Genomic DNA, 16929 nt, shown 5'->3' on the forward strand with positions numbered 1-16929 from the left:
AATACCGTGAGGTGAGGAATCGAAGATGAAAGACAGGTACCTGTAATGAGCAGCGGCACGGGCAGATTCATGACCTATGGATCCGCTGTGCGGAATCGTGTTGCGGATGTCATGGTCACCTGTCCCAAGACCTTGGGACCGCTCTCCAGGGTGGACGACCTCCGAGCTCTTTTCAGCGACGATCACGTCCATATGGCCCTGGTCGTCAACTCGGACGGACGGCTCATAACGACGATCGAGCGACCGGACATCCCCGAAGCCGCCTCCGATTCCGCGGCCGTCACGGATTTCGGAACTCTCGTCGGCAGAACGGTGCGGGCGTCGTACCCACTTGATGCTGCTGCAACAGCGATGAGATTCGAGGCGCGACGTCGGCTGGCGGTGGTCGATGATTTCGGTCGACTGCTGGGGCTGCTATGCCTGAAGCGAGACGGAACCGGATACTGTTCGAATGAAGGGATCCGCGCCCGCGCTGACGAAAGGTAACGAGCGCACTCTTCGTCTCCAATGAGCTGTTCCCGGTAACCGTCGGCCACCGTCCGTGAGTGACCGGCCCCACGTCGGTCAGCACCGTCTTACGGGAGGTGCCGTTGCGGGAGTTACCTGATCCCGCGCCGGCCGCATCGCCTTTCTCGTAGCCGAGATGCTCGGTCATCTCGGCCTCCAGGGCGCCTTCCAGGACCAGTTTGACCAGCCCAGAGATCCTTCCCGGCAGAGACCACGTCTCATGCCATCCGGGTCACACCGGGGCATACACAATCTTTAGGACAGTCCCCGGCGAGGTGGTGCGGATCGACGACGACTCGTCCGGCGAGTTCTTCGCGCAGCTCGCGCAGCGGTACGGCATGAAGCTGGACGGCCCGCCTCCGGACGTAGCTCACCGCATCGTGTACGTGGTCAAGCCCACGGCGGTCAGCTGCCAGTGAACCGGTCGGCTTGAGGCTGACCTGCGGTGACCTGCCGGGCCGCGAGGTCAGTTCCCGCTGACCTTCGCGGCCACGAGGTCCGAGACCAGGCCGGTGCGCGCGCCGAGCGCGGTGAGCCGGTCGAGCGCCTCGCGGTGCTGCGCCTCGTCCACGCTGGCGGTGGCGTCGGAGACGACGACCACTTCGTAGCCCAGCCGCAGCGCCGTCGCGGCAGTGGCCGCGACACCGTGCGCGGTGGACAGACCGGCGACCACGACCTGGGTGACACCTTCGCGGCGCAGGCGGTCGTGGAGGTCGGTGCCCTCGAAGGCGTCGAGGCCGTGCTTGGTCACCAGGTGTTCGCCGGTACGCGGTTCAAGACCGGCGACCAACTGGTTGGGGGCGGCGTCGATGCCGCCGTCGGCGCCGTCAGCTCGTACGTACCGGACGAGGACGACGGTCGAGAAGCCGGTGCTCGCGAAGTGCTCGCGCAGCTTTCCGCAGGCGTCGATCACGACATCGCCGCCGACCGGCTGCCACGGCATGTCGACGATCCACCGTTGCAGATCAACCAGGACAAGTGCCGTGCGTGCGCGGATCATTCTGTTCCCCCAGGACGGATGATCAGCGGTCCACCACACCCTACCAAGGGAAAGACGGAACCCGATGGAGAGGCCAATCGCGACGCAGGACGGTCTGCGACTGTGGACGGAGACGTTCGGCAGCCGCCGCGATCCGGCGGTGCTGCTGGTGATGGGCGGCACGGCGCCGGGCATCGTGTCGCCCGACGAGCTGTGCCGGCTGATCGCCGCGGACGGGTACTTCGTGGTGCGTTGTGACCACCGGGACACCGGCAGGTCGGGGAAGTCCGACGGCGAGTACGACCTGTCGACGCTGGCCGCGGACGCTGCTGACGTGATCGTCGGGCTCGGTCTGTCCTCCTCGATCTGCCAGCGGCCGCCGGCCCGCGCGATGATCTCGCAGACCGTGGTGTCTTCGGGTGCGTGGACGAGGAAATAGGCGACCTCGCAGTGGAGTTCGCCGTTCTTGCCGCGCCGGTTGGGGTGCGGTGAGCGACGCAGCACAAGCCAGTGGGTGAAAGTGTCGGCCGGGTCCTGGTCCTTGACGCCGACGGCGAAGGCTGTCCAGTCGTAGAGCCTCTCGAACATGGCGCCGTCGCCGCACGAGCGGCGTTCCCACTGGTCACGGAGCCGACGCCTCCGCCTGCCCTGTCCCGGTAGCGCACAGGGTTCACCGGTGCCCCCATCCCTCGGTGCCCGCCCTTGTCGGTCACCCCTACCGCCCTGCCCGGCCGCACAACCCCGGTCGACGACGACCGTGCGCGTGGGTGCCTCTACAGGTGGGAACGGCGTAGTGGCGCGGCGGCCATGGGCCACCGCGCCACAGGCGCGGTGTTTCCGGGTGCTCGGGGGTCAGCTCGTGCTGCAGGAGGCCGTCGGCCAGGTCCAGTTGCCGTTGTGCTGGATGGTGACGCCGAAGTTGTTGCCGCTGCCGTTGGGTTTGGCGGTCAGTACCTGGGCGCTGGGATAGCTGGCGCTGATGTTCCAGGTGGCGGTGATCTTCTCGGGGGAGGGGACGTTCATCGTGACCGTCCAGCTGCTGGAACCGGTGACCGAGACGTTGAGGTTGTACCGGTCGCTCCACTGCTGGCCCGCGGACAGGGTCGCGGTGCAACTGCCGGTGCCGCCACCGCTGTCGTCGGGGGCCACGGCGCGGCCGGTCTGTGAGGAGATCTTGCCGGTGCACAGGCCGCGACCGGCCAGGCCCTGCGCGATGCGTGGAATCGCGGCGAGCGTGTTGGCGGACCAGTCGTGCATGAGGATGACCTGGCCGCTGGTGAGCCGGGAGGCGGCCTGCACGATCGCGTCGGTACTCGCGCCGTTCCAGTCCTGCGAGTCGACGTCCCAGATGATCTCGGTCAGACCGTACTTGGCCTCGACCGCCTTCACCGTCGAGTTGGTCTCGCCATACGGCGGGCGGAACAGCACCGGGGTGCCGCCGCCCGCGTTGGCTATGGCCTGCTGGGTCCGGGAGATCTCCGAGTCGATCTGCGACTGACCGAGCTGGGTCAGATGCGGGTGGGTGAAGCTGTGGTTGCCGACCCACATGCCGGCGTTCACCTGGGCGCTGACCAGGGACGGGTTGGCGGCGGCGTACTGGCCCTGGTTGAACATCGTGGCCCGCAGCCCGTTCTGCGTGAGCGCGTTGAGCAGAGCCGTTGTGTTGGTGGACGGACCGTCGTCGAAGGTGAGCCCGACGTACCCGTTGCAGGTGGCGGCCTGCGCCGGGGCGGCGTCGACGGTGTTGACGGTGAGGGTGCTCGTGGCGGCCATCGCGACGACGGCCAGTTTCGCGAGCAGCGGCCGTAAGGGGTGCGGGGGGCGTATCGAGAGACGTGTTCCGGTTCTCATGCGGGCTCCTCCAGCCTGGGTGGGGTGCGGGGGTCAGGTCGTGCTGCAGGAGACCGTCGGCCAGGTCCAGTTGCCGTTCGTCTGGATGGTGGCACCCCAGTCGTTGCCGTTGCCGTTGGGTTTGGCGGTCAGCACTTGCGCACTGGGATAGGCGGCGCTGATGTTCCAGGTGGAGAGGATCTTCGCCGGGGACGGCACGTTCATCGTGACGGTCCAGTTGCTGGAGCCGCTGACCGAGACGTTGAGGTTGTACCGGTCGCTCCACTGCTGGCCCGCGGACAGAGTCGCGGTGCAGCCGCTACCGCCACTGCCGCCGCCCGAACCGGCGTCCCCCACGGTTATGTTGGAGTTCCCGGTGCTCTGGTATCCCTCGGTCGCGAGGATCATGTAGTTGAACGTGCCCAGGTTCATTCCGGCCCTGGCCCAGGCGTCGAAGTGGTTGCCGGTGGTAATGGTTCCGCCGGTCCTCTTCGACTGCCGGACGCTCCAGTACTGGTCGAAGGTGCGAGTGCCCTCGATGGAGGGGGCGTTGTACCGCGTCGTCTTGTAGATGTCGTACGTACCGCCGTCGCTGGTGACGGCGCCCATGTACGTCCCCGTGGGCCGGTAAGTGCCCCAGTTGTCGACGATGTAGTACTCCACGAGCGGGTTGGTCGTCCACCCGTAGAGAGCCAGGTAGGCGTTGCCGGACGGGTTGAAGGTGCCCGAGTAGGTCACACTCCGGCGTCCGCCGGTGCTCCAGCCCTTGCCGAGAACGAAGTTCCCGGTGTTGCTCCATGAGGTGCTGTAGTTGCCACCGGAGCCCAGGTTCATGGAGACCGACCCGCCACCGTCGGTCCAGAACGAGTAGTAGTAGCCGTTGTTGGTGCCGGTTTGGTTCGAGGTGATGACCGTGTCGGCACTGGCGGTGCCGGGCAGGGCCAGCGCGGCCACAGCGACCAGCACGGTGGTGCAGGCACTGCTGATGAGCAGCCTGAAACGGCTGAGCGGCCCGAAGCGGCTGCGCCTGCGGCTCGTCGGGTGTACGGGTGCGTCCTTCATGTGTGTGCTTCCTCCTCGTCCTTGGGAGGCCGGTGGGGGCCAGGCAGCGTGACACGACCCTGCGAGGTTGTCGCTGAACAGACGATGACGGCGACCGCTCGGCGTCGCGCAACACGGCGGGGCTTGCCGGTCGTCGTGCGCTCGGCGACCGGAGGACCGGGTCACGCCGGCGACCCGGATCAACAGTGGTTGAGCTCTGCCAACGGCGACAGTGTTGGTCTGACCCCGTCAACTGTCAATAGTTTCCGGAGATAATTACGATAACTTCCTGAGCTGAGGACTTCCTTGAAGCAACATTTGTCCTGGTCAAGTAACCACCTCTGATCGATCTAGTTGGGGATGATCACTGAAACCCACTCTCCCAAGATCTATTTCGAGATCGATCTCATGGAAATTTTCGAAGATTTTCCGGAAGCGCACGGGTCTCGGTGGGCAATCGGTGCCCGCGTTCGACCCACAAGGCGTACGGCGAAACGCCGGGCGCACCCTTGCGGGAGACCCGGCGTTTCCCGTGGCGGGGCCGGGCGCGCCGGACGGTCAGGCTGCCATCAGGCCCATTGAAGCGACCATGGCCAGCTCGCCCGTGTACGCGAGGAGCCGGAGAGGGGATCGCTGGTCGGCCGGGCCGGTGCGTGGTATCTGCTGTACGAGGAGGAGGAGCCTGCCGGTTGTCCAGAACACCATGAGCAGGAAAGGCAGCCAGGGCCAGTGGTGCGCGTCCGCCATGTCCGGCATGGAGTTGCCGGTTCCGGCGTTCCCGTGCGGCGTGAGCATGGTTATGACGAGACATGCCATGCCGGTGACGTCGTTGGCCGCACGCAGTTGGAACGGGACCGGGAGGTTCCCGCGTGCCGCGCTGTGCAGCGTGGTGCCGGCGAGCAGGAGGAACACCAGGGACCACCCGAGCGGTCCGAGGCGGTTGGCCCGCGGGGCGTTCATGGCGAGCATGGCGCCCGCCATGACCAGGTGCGGGATGTGGGTCCGCAGCGGGCGGCGCGGGTGAGCCGCCACGCTGCAGAAGGCGCCGAGCACGCACAGCCCGGCGGCCCAAGGGCCCATTCGGGTCAGCCTCGACCGTGGCAGTGCCCGCTGGTGGCGGGCGGGACGTCGAGGGTGGGGTTGCGGTCGAAGAAGCCGACCGGCTTGAGGGTGAAGCCGGCGTAGTCGACGGGCATGACGGGCCAGTCCTCGGGGCGGGGGAAGTGGGTGAGGCCGAAGGTGTGCCACAGGACGATGTCGGCGCCGTCCAGGTCGCGGTCGGCGGCGGTCCAGGCGGGCAGGCCGGCGCCGCCGGGGTGTTGGTTGACGAAGTCGCCGGCCGGGTAACGCTCGGCCGGGTCGTAGGCGGTGACCCACAGGTGGCGGGTGGCGAAGGCGGCGCGGGCGTGGACGGAGGAGCTGGAGTCGGCGAGCAGCGTGGGCTGGCCTTCGGGGTAGAGGGCGTAGCCGGTGTTGCGGCCGAGCCGGTTGCGCTTGCCGGGGTTGACGACCTGCCAGACGCGGGCGTGGGCGTTGTCGGCCTGCCGCTGGGCCTGTGCCTCGGTGGCGAGGCGGGTGCGGGATTCGCGGAAGGCGTTGCCGTAGGGGTTGGCGGCGCTGACCGGAACCGGCAGGGCCTCGACCTCGTCGACGGCGTTGAGCGGGCCGTCGACCATCATGTCCAGGCGGGCTGAGAACAGATGCTGGTGGAAGGGCGCTCCGAGGCCGGGGGCGATCTGAGTGGCGAAGTCGTGGCCCTCGGCGGGGTAGGCGGAGGTGAAAACGACGCCGGTCGCCTTGGCCTCGCACTGGATGGTGCCGTCGAGGTAGAGGTACCAGTAGAAGCCGTAGTCGTAGTTGCCGATGGTGGTGAAGAAGGAGACGACCAGGCGGCGCTGGCGGCGGGTCTCGTGCGACCCGGTGAACATGTCGCTGTGCTTCCACAGGACGCCGTAGTCCTCCTCGTGGATGCAGATGGCGTTACGGATGGTGCGCGGGTCGCCGGCGTCGTCGGCGATCACGGCGTCCATGTACGCGATCTCACCGAGGCAGTCGCAGCCCAGTTCCAGGGAGTTGGTGTAACGGGCGAACATGTACTCGCCGGCGTCGAAGTAGTTCTGCCAGAAGCGCACGGGGGAGGGGTCGGCGTAGGGGACAACCATCTCGGCGATGGAGGCGCGATAGATGATTGGCCGGTCAGCGAAGGACAGTTGATGGAGCGTCAGACCCTCACGTTCGTTGAAGCCTACCCGCAGGCTCCAGTTCTGCCAGGTCAGCAGGTTGCCGTCGAGGGTGAAACTGGGGCCTTCGGGCTGGGTGATCTCGATCGGCTTGAGTGTGGTGCGCTGCGGGCCCGTCTGCTTGGGGTCGTCGAAGTTGCCAGGATCGGCCGGGACCGGCAGCTCGCGGTCGTCAACGATCCGGATCACCTCGCGGCGGGTGAGGTCCACGAAGGCCACCAGCCCGTCCACCGGGTGCGCCCAGGGGTGGTCCTTGTCGTGGAGTTGCTGGAAGCCCAGGGCCCGTACGATCCGGTGGCCCGCTTCGTCCGGATAGTCGTCGTACACGCCCGCCGACAGGGGAACGGTGCGCACCGTCGCGGGATCGAGACCACGCCGCTTGAGTGCGTCGCACCATTCGGCGCTGGCCAGCACGATCTCCTCGACCAGCTCGAACTCGGTGTCGATGACCGGCAGTTGTCCGTCGGCCTTCGGGTCCAAGACGGTAACCCGGTCCACGGCGCGGCGGGTCGCCGAGACGATCACGTCGCGGGAGGCGCCGCCCGCCAGGTCCAGGAGCAGGACGCGGAAGCAGCGGTCCACCGGGTCACCCGGAGCGAAGGCCAGCACGGCGGCCTTGCCCGGCTCCTCCAGGCCGCAGAATGCGAACCGGACGCTCTCCGTCAGCAGTCCGGCCGCTGCCAAGGTGTCCTTGACCTGCCGGATCTCGTCCTCGGTTACGGGACCGAGGGGATGAGTGGTGTTCGTGGTCGTACTCACGGTCGTAGTCGTGTTCATGGCGGTCTCCGTATCGAGGGAGTTCAGACGGCTTCGTTTACGGGCATGGGCACGGGCTGCGCGGAAGTAGCGGGTTCGGTGCGTCGGCTCCGTACGAGGGCCAGCACCGCACCGATCGCGAAGAGCGTCGGCGGCAGGGCTCCGATGGTCACCGCCAGGGCGGTCGAGCCGCCGATGAGCAGCGGAAAGTTCGTGGCCACCAGCCACAGGCACAGGCACAGGCCCAGCAGCCCGAGGCCGGGCGCGAGCAGCGTCTGCCACGGGCGGCGGTCCAGCCGGGTACGGCGGAAGAAGACGATGACCGAGAGGCAGGTCAGGCCCATGAGCAGCAGGGCGCCCAGGGTCGCGGTGCCGGACATCCACGCGAAGACCTGGGTGACCGGATCCAGGCCCGCCGCCGCGCACACGGCCACCAGGATCACCGCGCTCGCCGACTGGAGCAGCGAGGCCGCGTGGGGGGAGCCGTGCCGTTCGTGGCGGCCGCCACATATGCGGGGCAGGGCACCGGAGTTGCCCAGCGCGAAGCCGTAGCGGGCGAGCACGTTGTGGAAGGAGAGCAGGGCGGCGAACAGGCTGCTCAGCAGCAGGACCTGGGCGACATCGCCGGCGGCCGTGCCGAGGTAGCGGGTGATCGTGGTGATCAGCATGCCGCTCGGGTCCGCGCCGGCCGCCTTGACCGCCTGGTCGTCTCCCCAGGCCGACACCACCGCCCAGCTGGACAGGGTGTAGAAGCCGCCGATCAGCAGCAGCGACAGATAGGTGGCGCGCGGGATCGTGCGCTGCGGATCGTGGGCCTCGTCCCGGAAGACGGCGGTGGCCTCGAAACCGAGGTAGCTGGCGATGGCGAAGACGATGCCGATGCCCAGTGACCCGGAGCCGATGCGCTCCGGCTGCAGGAAAGCTGTCGACAGACCCGACGGGCCGCCGCCGCGAGCGGTGACCACTGCGTCGAGTACGAGGACAATGCCCACCTCGCCCAGCAGCAGCACGCCGAGCACCTTGCCGCTCAGCTCGATGTGCCGGTAGCCGAGTACCCCGACGGCCGCCGCCGCGGCGCCCGCCCACAGCCACCACGGGAGCGCCGGGCCTCCGTGACCGCGCACCAGCCCGTCGGTCACCGCGCCCAGGTAGCCGTATACCGCCAGCTGGATCACGCTGTACGTGGTCAGGGCCAGATACGCCGCTCCCTGCCCGGCGGTCCGGCCCAGCGCCTCCTGTACGTATGCGTAGAAGGCACCGGCCTGCGGCACATGGCGGCTCATGGCGCTGTACCCGACCGCGAAGAGCAGCAGGACGACGCAGCAGATCACGAATGTGGCGGGGAAGGCGGCGCCGTCGCCCAGCAGGATGCCGAGCGGCACGACCCCACTGATGACGGTGAGCGGCGCGGCGGCGGCCACCACCATGAAGACGATCGAGCCGACGCCGAGGGAGCCGGTCAGGGCCGGAGCCCGTTCAGTGGACATCGCACCTCCAGGAAAGGTGAAGGATCCGGACAGGGGACGAGGGGAGGGGTGGGGCTGCCGAAAGACTGGGCGACCGTCGTTGCCGGGTGGTCACCCGTGCGTCAAACACTCGCCACTTGTGTCGGGAAGGCCTCGGGTCCCTTTCCCGCACGCGGAGAAGCGCCGGGCGGGGATTCTCGTTCGCCGAAATACGCCGGTCATATGCCGGATACGTCCGGAGTCAGCGAGACGGTTTACGGTGCCGCTCATGACGACATATCCGGAGCAGGCCGCAGCGGCTGCCGCCAGGGCGGCCGGCGTGCGCCCCGGACCTCGCCTGCCGGGTCTGCACCGGCGCAATCTCGGACCGGTCCAGGTGTTCGCCCAGTCGGTGTCGGCCACGGCTCCCGCTGCGGCGATGGCCACCACACCGGCGATGGTGGCGGTCAACGCCGGGTCCGGGGTGGTCTGGTCCTTCGTGGCCGCGACCGTCGTCGCGCTGCTCATCGGCGCTTGTATCGGCCAGTTCACCCGGCGGATGGCCGCAGCCGGCTCGCTGTACAGCCTCGCCGCCAAGGGGCTCGGGCCCGTCGCCGGCTTCGCCTGCGGCGGCGCGCTCCTGGCCGGCTACGGACTGCTGGTCTCCGCGGCGCTCACCGGCAGTGCGGTGCACCTTCTGGCGTTGCTGGCCAGGGTCGGGGCACCTGCCGCGTCGGGGGCGGTCGTGGCAGCCGTGATCGTCCTGCTGGGTGTCGCGGCGGCGTTTTTCTCGGTCCGGGGCATCCGGCTGTCCGCCCGGGTGGTCCTGCTTGTCGAAGGGGTGTCGATCGCCCTGATCCTGGCGGTCTTCGGCGTCCTGCTCAGCCGCGGGGTCTCGTGGCCGGCCGGAACGCACGCTTTGGAAGCGTACGGGGGCGGCGGGGCCGGCATCGGCGGTGTGGCGGCGGGGGTGCTGCCCGCGCTCGGGGCGTTCGTCGGGTTCGAGTCCGCGGCGGCCTTGGGGGTCGAGGCCCGCCGGCCCTTCCGGACCGTCCCCCGCGCGGTGCAGTGGACAGCCGGCGCTGCCGGGGTGATGTTCATCTGCGCGGCCGCCGTCCAGGTGCTGGGATTCACGGCCGTGCCGACGGGACTGGCCGGACAGGCCGACCCGCTCGGCGTACTGGCCTCCGCCCAGCAACTGCCCTGGATCTCGCCGCTGCTCGATGCGGGCATCGCCACCTCCTTCTTCGCCTGCGCCCTGGCGACCGCGAACGCCCTGGTGCGGGTGCTGTTCTCCATGGGCAGCGAAGGCATCGCCCCGCGCGGGCTGCGCCGTACCCACCGCACGTACCGCACCCCGTACGGCGCCGTCATGCTGGCGCTGCCGGTGACGACCGCGGTGCCGCTGGTGGTCCTAGCCGCGGGCGTCAGGCCCGAGCAGGCGCTGGGACTGCTGCTCCAGGCGGCCACGGTCGGCTACCTCCTCGCGTATCTGCTGGTCTGCCTGGCAGTGCCGTTCTTCCTGCGCCGCATCGGCGAGTCGACCCCGGGGCCGGTGGCCGCCGTGCTGGTCGTCGTGCCCGTCCTGGTGGCGGCGCTGGCGGCGTTCGCCGCGTCGGTGGTAGGGGACTCGTACGCGGTGGTGTTCGCCCTGCTGACCGGGGCGGGGCTTGTCTGGTACGGGTGGCTGCGGCTGCGCCGCCCCGACCACCTCGCAGGCATCGGAGTGTACGACGAGACCTCCTTCGCCGACCTGCTCGGCGGCGGCCCGGACATCGCCACGGAACGGCGCGGATGAGATCCGACCCCGGCTCCCCCTCCGGCCGCCAGCCCCACGCGATGCGTAACGCGCTGTCGGTGCTGGAGGAGGTGGTGGCCGCCGGCCCCGGAGTGACCGCCAAGGAGATCTCCGCCGCCCTCGGGCTGCCGCCCGCGACCACCTACCGCCTGCTCAACCTGCTGGTCGCCGAGGAATACCTCGTCCGCCTCCCCGACCTGCGGGGCTTCGCCCTCGGGCGCCGAGCCGGCCGGCTTTCTGTACCGCAGGTGCCACAGCCGTGCACCGCTGCCCGCGCCGTCGTCGCCGAACTTCGCCACCAAGTGCGCTGGGGCGTCCACCTGGCTACGTTCACCACCGGCCGCCTCGCCATTACCGACCCCGACCCCGACCATCCGCCCACCGAGGAAGCCCTCCTGGCCCGCTATCCGCATGTCTCCTCGCTCGGCAAACTACTACTCGCCGAACAGGCACCCACCTACCGCGCCGACGCACGGGAACTGCGGCGTTTCACCCCGCGCACCATCACCGACCATGCCAGCCTCGACCGTGAACTCTCAGCGGTATCGGATACCGCGATCGCCCGCCAGCACGGAGAACTCCGCCCGGACCGCGGCTGCCTCGCGGTTCCCGTACGCAGCCCCACGACCGGCGTCCTTGTCGCCGGACTGGCCCTCTGCGGTCCGCCCGACCGCATCGACGAACCCAACTCCGGCCTGATCGCCCTCCTCCACGACCACGCCGCGCGGCTCGCCCCGCTGCTCTCGTGACGCCGCCGTTCCTCACGCCGGGACTAGGGCCTGTCCGGGCGATCATGAACGGTCCCTTCGCCGCCTGGCACAGCACCTCGCGGCGTTGCCGAAAAGCCCACAGACGAACCAGTCTGCGGGCATTCCGGCGCCTTGCGATGCGCCGCGCCAGACGACGCCTGGTCCGCCCATGATCGCCCGGACAGGCCCTAGTGAACCCTGTTGTCGCAGTTCAACGCGGTTGCGTCCTGCGACCGGAGGCGCGGACCTGGGAAGACGGAGCAGGCCCCAGCTCACGCGGTCCGTGTGGCTGTCATGAGGTGCCGCGAGAGCCGGATGGGAACCTCGTGGGAACGCAGGGACCCAGAGGCGGTTGCAGCGGTTCCGGTGGGCCGGGCCGGGGAGTCGGCCTCGCGAGTCGGCCCAGTGTTCTCCTGCTCCGGTGCACCGCCGCCGCGCGCGGCTGGTGAACCTCAACGCCCTGGTGATCCGCTCCCTGCTGGCGCCCACCGCGTAAGCACAACTACGGGCCCGCGTCGCGCAACTGGCCGCCTCGCGTCCGTGGGCGGCCCCTGATCAAGGGCGAGCGGTGCGCGGCCCAGCAGCAGAAGACCGTCAACCGGTGAGACGTCGGCCCGCATCGGCCTCCAGGAGCGGCCAGTTGCGCCGGTCAGTCCAGCGTCCGGACCGACTGCCGGATCACGAGCTGGGTGCTGAGGACGACGTGGTCGTCGGCGGCGGGCCGGTCCTCGCGCTGGAGCGCCAGGCGTACGGCGGTGCGGCCGAGGTCCTCGAAGGGAACGCGGACCGTGGTGAGGGCGGGGGTGAGGTCTGCGGCGAAGGGGACGTCGTCGAAGCCGACGAGGGAGATGTCGCCGGGGACGTCGAGGCCGGCCTCGCGGAGAGCTGCGAGGGCGCCGACGGCGACCATGTCGGTGCTGGCGAAGACGGCGGTGAAGTCGAGGCCCGCCCGGAGGGCGGCGCGGATCCGCTGGTAGCCGGAGATGCGGGTGTAGGCGCCGGGGACGTCGAGTTCGTCGGCCGTGGGGACGCCGTGGGCGCGCAGCGCGTCGCGGTAGCCGGAGCGGCGGGCTTCGACGCTGCTCACCAGGGACTGGCCGGCGAGGAAAAGGATCCGGCGGTGCCCTGCGGCGACCAGATGGCTGACGGCCTGGAACGCGCCGCCCCGGTCGTCGTACGCGACGACGGTGACGGGCACCCCGGCGGGCAACGGCGGACGGCCGACCAGCACCAGGCGGGAGCCGACGGCGTCAAGGGCCCTGGCGTAGTCGGCCATGCGCCGGTGGTACTCCTCGTCGGGGTTGACGCCGCCGACCAGGAGGACCGCACCCGCGTGCTGCTGCCGCATGAGCTGGACGAGGTCGTCCTCGCGGTCCAGGTCGCCATGGGTGGCGCACACCAGGCTGAGCCGGCCCCGGTCGGAGGCCTCCTGCTCCACACCGGCCGCGACATGGGCGAACGACGGCCCCGTGATGTCCTGGATGACCAGCGCGATCGGGCCCGCGACGCTCCCGGACAGCGCCTTGGCATGGACGTTGACGACGTAGTGCAGCGCCTCGACCGCCGCCATCACCCGGGCCTTTGTCGCGGCCGCCACCGGGTAGTTCCCGGCGAGCACCCGGGAAACGGTTGCCACCGACACGCCCGCCTGGGCGGCGACATCACGAATAGTGCTCGGGCGGCCGTCCCCCGCAACCCCGCCGCTCCGTCTACGGCTGCGTTTGGCGGCGGGCGCGGGCTGGGTCGGGGTTCCGTGGTCCGTCACGCGGTCCGACGTTACTGCATCCACAGCCGTCTTGTGCCCCCCTTCGACGGCAAGAACCCGCCTTCCCGTCAGGAATCGTTTACTGTGCTGCCCGGTTGGGGCGCGTCTCTACGGGGGCCCGTACAGGGCCCCCGCGTCACGCCGCCCGGGCCAGGTCCGCATGGCGGACCTCGTGGGCCGGCGGCAGCCCCGCCGCTTCCCGGGCCAGCTCCTCGACCACTGTGCCGCCGAGTCGTTCGAGCTCATTGCCGAGGGAACCGGCGATGTGCGGGGTGAGGAAGACGTTGGGCAACCGGTACAGCGGGGAGGACCGGGGAAGCGGCTCGGGCTCGGTGACGTCCAGGATCGCGCCGAGCCGCCCGCTGACCAGCTCGTCGGTGAGCGCGTCGTGGTCGACGAGCGCACCGCGAGAGGTGTTGACGAGGACCCCGCCGTGGGGGATCAGAGCCAGCCGCTCGCGGTCGAGCATGCGGTAGGTCTCGGGGATGTCGGGGGCGTGGAGGCTGACGATGTCGCTGCTGCGGAGCAGTTCGTCGAGCGGGAGCGGCACCGCGCCGAGGGCGGCGGCCTCGGCCGGGCCGACGTAGGGGTCGTAGAGCGAAACGGAGAAGTCGAAGGGCCGCAGCAGTTCCAGGAGCCGGCGGCCGACCCGCGAGGCGCCGATGACGCCGAGGCGGCGGCCGAGGTTGCCGACGTGGGCGTAGTCGCCGGGGGCCGGGTAGACCGCTTCGGCGCGGAAACGCTCGCGCAGTGCGAAGGCGTCCTTGCCGGCGAGAAGGATCGCGGCGAGGGCGTATTCGGCGACGGGGAGCGCGTTGGCGTGGACTGCGCTGGAGACGGTGATGCCGCGCTCCCAGACCGCCTCGCCGAGGAGACTGCGCACGCTCCCGGCCGCGTGGAGGACACGGCGCAGCCGGGGGGCGGCGGCGAGGACGTCGTCGTCCACGCGGGGGCAGCCCCAGCCGGTGATGAGGATTTCGGCCCCGGCCAGGGCCGCAGCGGCGGCCGGGTCGGTGAAGTCCTGGACGACGAGCTCGGGATCGATCCTTACCAGCTCGCGGAGGCGGGCCAGCACGGAAGGGGGGAAGAGTTCGGGCAAGTGGACCGGATCCATGGCGAACAGGGCTGTGGGCATTGGTGCGGAGGGCATGGTTCTCCTGCTTCGGCACGGAAGGGGGAAGGACGAGGAAAGGGCGGGCAACAGCTAGAAAACGTATTCTAAGTTAGTGATGCCTTCGCGCTCCGGTCAATGCTCATGCGGAGGCCCACCTCATGTCCAAACCGATACCCAACGCCATCTCCGCAGCTCATGGTTGCCACGGGGTAACCTCGATGAGAGATCGTCGAAACAAACAAGCCGCAGCCTCTTGTCGCAACGGCTGGTTTCGTCCTACGGTCCACGGCAAACGGTTACTGCACTGTGGCACCAAGCAGCGCCTGCCCCCGGAGGACCCACCATGAGCAAGTTCCGCAAGAGAGCCGTCACCGGAGCCGCCGCCGCAGCCGCGCTCTCCCTGCTGCTGGGCGCGTGTTCGAGCGGAGGCGACGACGCGGCTTCCTCCTCGCCCAGCACGAGCGGCAAGGTCAAGCTGCAGTTCTGGAGCTGGACCGAGGGCGTCGAGGCACAGGTCAAGACCTGGAACAAGGCGCACCCCGAGACGCAGGTGGAGTTCTCGATGGAGGCGGGTGACACCGTTTACCAGAAGCTGCGCGCGGCGGTGAAGGCCGGCACCGCGCCGTGTCTGTCCAAGATGGACGGGCAGGACCTGGCGACGTTCGCCGCCGACGGCCTGCTGACCGACATCAGCAAGACAGCCGCCCCGTACAAGAGCGCGTACACGACCGCGGCGTGGAACTCGGTCAGCCCGGGCGGCACGACGTACGGCATCCCGATGGGCTCGTCCCCGCTGTTCACCGCGTACCGCGCGGATCTGTTCCAGAAGTACGGGATCAGCAAGGCCCCGGCGACCTGGGCGGAGCTGATCGCGGACGGTATCGCGATCCAGAAGAAGAACAAGAACATCAAGATCTTCAACATGGCAGGCGAGGACCCGAGCACCCTGGTCGACCTGTCCTGGCAGGCCGGTGCCTCCTGGTACAAGGTGGACGGCAACCAGTGGAAGATCGGCTTCACCACCCCTGAGGCCCTCAAGGCCGGTGACGTGGTCCAGCAACTCGTCGACAACAACCTCGCCTCCAACGCCTCCTACGCCGACCCGGGCGTCTTCAAGACCTGGGACCTCGGCAAGACGATCCTGATGACGACCTCGACCTGGCAGTTGCCGATCTACAACACCAACTTCCCGAAGTCCCGGGGCAAGTGGCAGCTCGCCGACGCCCCGCTGTTCGACACGGCCACCCCCCGGACCTCCAGCTTCTTCGACACCACCGCCGTGCTGAAGGGCTGCAAGTACCCGGACCGCGCCGCACAGTTCGCGGCCTGGCTGAGCGGCAGCAAGGAGTCGGTCACCACGCTGACCGACCCCAAGTCCAAGTCCGGGCTGTTCCCCGCGCTCAAGGACGTCACCCCGTACGTCGACAAGATCATCCCGACCGAGATGTTCAACGGAAAGTCCGACAGCGCCCAGATCATCACCACCGCCGCATCCCGGGTGGGCGACCAGTGGCAGTACGGCCCCGACTACGCCGACATGTTCGCGGAGATGCAGAAGGACTGGGGCAAGGTCATCAAGAAGGAGATGACCGTCAAGGACATGCTGACCCACCTCCAGTCGTGGACGCTGGCCGACCTCAAGAGCAAGGGCGTCAACGCGAGCGCCGCGAGCTGAGGCGGCGCCGCCCGCGACGCCGGCTCGACGAACAGCACCCGACCGTAGGAGAGATCCGTGTCAACCGCCCTGCGACGCAGCAGCGTCGCGCCCCCCGCCCCCGCGCCCGGGCGGGCCGGCAAGCGCCCCCGCCCCGCACGAGCGCGGGGAGCGTACAAAGGGCTGCTGTTCACGCTGCCCTTCCTGGTCGGCTTCCTGGCGACGTACGTCATTCCCATCGGCTACGCCGTCTACCAGAGCCTGTACCAGAAGAAGAGCTCCGGCCTGGGCTTCGGCCCGACCCGGACGGTCTTCACCGGGCTCGCCAACTTCACCGACACGTTCTCCGACACCTCGTTCTGGTCGAGCATCGTGCGGGTGGTGCTGCTGGGGGCGATCCAGATCCCGGTGATGCTGGGCATCTCCCTGCTGATGGCCCTGCTGCTGGACAGCGTCGCCGCCCGCGCGGTGCGGTTCTTCCGCTCGGCGCTGCTGATCCCCTACGTCATCCCGACCGTGGTCTCCACGCTGATCTGGCTGTTCCTCTACAGCCCGACCGGCAGCCCGATCCACGACGTACTGGGCCGGGCCGGGGCGGACTTCGACTTCTTCGGCGGCTTCACCACCTACCTGGCGCTGGGCAATGTGCTCACTTGGCAGGGCATCGGGTTCAACATGATCCTGATCTCCGCCGCGCTGCAGTCGCTGCCCCGCGAGATGTACGAGGCCGCGCATCTGGACGGCGCCGGGGAGTGGCGGATCGCCTGGTCGGTGAAGGTGCCCAACATCACCGGGATCCTGGTCCTGACCGGCATGTTCTCGGTGATCGCCCGGCTCCAGCTCTTCGGTGAGCCGCTGATCCTGCGGCAGGTGGCACCGGAGTCGATCAACACCGACTTCACCCCGATGCTCGCGATCTACTACAAGGCCTTCCAGACCGGCGAGTACCAGTACGCCGCCGCCCAGTCCCTGATCCTGGCGCTGGTCACCGGCGTCCTCGCCCTCGCGTACTTCCGCTTCACGAACCGGGGGGCCAAGTGAGCACCGCCGT

At 69.2% G+C, this 16929-nt stretch carries 14 protein-coding genes and 1 pseudogene; 6 read left to right on the plus strand and 9 right to left on the minus strand.

Translation table 11 applies throughout. The features are described from left to right. Window positions 1-45 precede the first annotated feature (45 nt). Window positions 46-486 carry a CBS domain-containing protein gene (locus tag OG607_RS31080; protein WP_405730523.1) on the plus strand — a complete coding sequence of 147 codons (441 nt, stop codon included), beginning with the start codon at window positions 46-48 and terminating at the stop codon, window positions 484-486. 61 nt (window positions 487-547) lie between these two features. Here the strand turns inward: OG607_RS31080 and OG607_RS31085 are convergent. Further along, window positions 548-709 (minus strand): annotated as a pseudogene (locus OG607_RS31085) (transposase); the annotation flags it as partial. A 76-nt stretch (window positions 710-785) separates the two neighbouring features. Here OG607_RS31085 and OG607_RS31090 point away from each other — a divergent pair. Then, window positions 786-926, plus strand: coding sequence for a hypothetical protein (locus tag OG607_RS31090; protein WP_405730525.1), 141 nt, complete (start codon window positions 786-788; stop codon window positions 924-926). A 47-nt stretch (window positions 927-973) separates the two neighbouring features. Here the strand turns inward: OG607_RS31090 and OG607_RS31095 are convergent, their stop codons facing one another. The 6 genes from OG607_RS31095 to OG607_RS31120 all read right to left on the minus strand — a co-directional run bounded on the left by OG607_RS31095 (window position 974) and on the right by OG607_RS31120 (window position 8840). Further along, on the minus strand, window positions 974-2074 hold the full coding sequence (locus tag OG607_RS31095; RefSeq protein ID WP_405730527.1) for an isochorismatase family protein: 1101 nt from the start codon (window positions 2072-2074) through the stop codon (window positions 974-976). Window positions 2075-2338: 264 nt separating this feature from the next. Next, window positions 2339-3337, minus strand: coding sequence for a polysaccharide deacetylase family protein (locus OG607_RS31100; protein ID WP_405730529.1), 999 nt, complete (start codon window positions 3335-3337; stop codon window positions 2339-2341). 33 nt (window positions 3338-3370) lie between these two features. Then, window positions 3371-4378 carry a glycoside hydrolase family 11 protein gene (locus OG607_RS31105; protein WP_405730531.1) on the minus strand — a complete coding sequence of 336 codons (1008 nt, stop codon included), beginning with the start codon at window positions 4376-4378 and terminating at the stop codon, window positions 3371-3373. A 537-nt stretch (window positions 4379-4915) separates the two neighbouring features. Further along, window positions 4916-5437 (minus strand): DUF5134 domain-containing protein, encoded by a 522-nt coding sequence (locus OG607_RS31110; RefSeq protein ID WP_405730533.1) that lies wholly within the window; start codon window positions 5435-5437, stop codon window positions 4916-4918. 5 nt (window positions 5438-5442) lie between these two features. Beyond that, window positions 5443-7374 (minus strand): primary-amine oxidase, encoded by a 1932-nt coding sequence (locus tag OG607_RS31115; RefSeq protein WP_405730535.1) that lies wholly within the window; start codon window positions 7372-7374, stop codon window positions 5443-5445. 23 nt (window positions 7375-7397) lie between these two features. Then, on the minus strand, window positions 7398-8840 hold the full coding sequence (locus OG607_RS31120; RefSeq protein WP_405730537.1) for an APC family permease: 1443 nt from the start codon (window positions 8838-8840) through the stop codon (window positions 7398-7400). A 247-nt stretch (window positions 8841-9087) separates the two neighbouring features. On the opposite strand from OG607_RS31120, the gene OG607_RS31125 reads away from it, so the two are divergent. Together OG607_RS31125 and OG607_RS31130 are read left to right on the plus strand one after the other, a co-directional pair. Further along, window positions 9088-10596, plus strand: a complete 1509-nt coding sequence (locus tag OG607_RS31125) for an APC family permease (protein WP_405730539.1) — start codon at window positions 9088-9090, stop codon at window positions 10594-10596. Continuing rightward, window positions 10593-11345 (plus strand): IclR family transcriptional regulator, encoded by a 753-nt coding sequence (locus tag OG607_RS31130; protein ID WP_405730541.1) that lies wholly within the window; start codon window positions 10593-10595, stop codon window positions 11343-11345. The genes OG607_RS31125 and OG607_RS31130 overlap by 4 nt, the downstream gene beginning before the upstream one ends. A 649-nt stretch (window positions 11346-11994) precedes the next feature. On the opposite strand, the gene OG607_RS31135 is transcribed toward OG607_RS31130, so the two are convergent. Continuing rightward, a complete protein-coding gene (locus OG607_RS31135; RefSeq protein ID WP_405737161.1) occupies window positions 11995-13014 on the minus strand; it encodes a LacI family DNA-binding transcriptional regulator in 1020 nt (339 codons plus the stop codon). Between the two features lie 232 nt (window positions 13015-13246). Beyond that, the gene (locus tag OG607_RS31140; protein ID WP_405730543.1) at window positions 13247-14260 is read right to left on the minus strand and encodes a hydroxyacid dehydrogenase; all 1014 of its coding nucleotides are present in this window, start codon (window positions 14258-14260) and stop codon (window positions 13247-13249) included. A 307-nt stretch (window positions 14261-14567) separates the two neighbouring features. Between OG607_RS31140 and OG607_RS31145 the strand changes: the two genes are divergently transcribed. After that, window positions 14568-15899 (plus strand): ABC transporter substrate-binding protein, encoded by a 1332-nt coding sequence (locus OG607_RS31145; RefSeq protein WP_405730544.1) that lies wholly within the window; start codon window positions 14568-14570, stop codon window positions 15897-15899. Between the two features lie 57 nt (window positions 15900-15956). Continuing rightward, window positions 15957-16919: a carbohydrate ABC transporter permease gene (locus tag OG607_RS31150; RefSeq protein WP_405730546.1), complete on the plus strand. Its 963-nt coding sequence runs from the start codon at window positions 15957-15959 to the stop codon at window positions 16917-16919. Window positions 16920-16929 lie beyond the last annotated feature (10 nt).

Origin of the sequence: Streptomyces sp. NBC_01537, from assembly GCF_045040445.1 — a bacterium.
GTDB lineage: Bacteria > Actinomycetota > Actinomycetes > Streptomycetales > Streptomycetaceae > Actinacidiphila.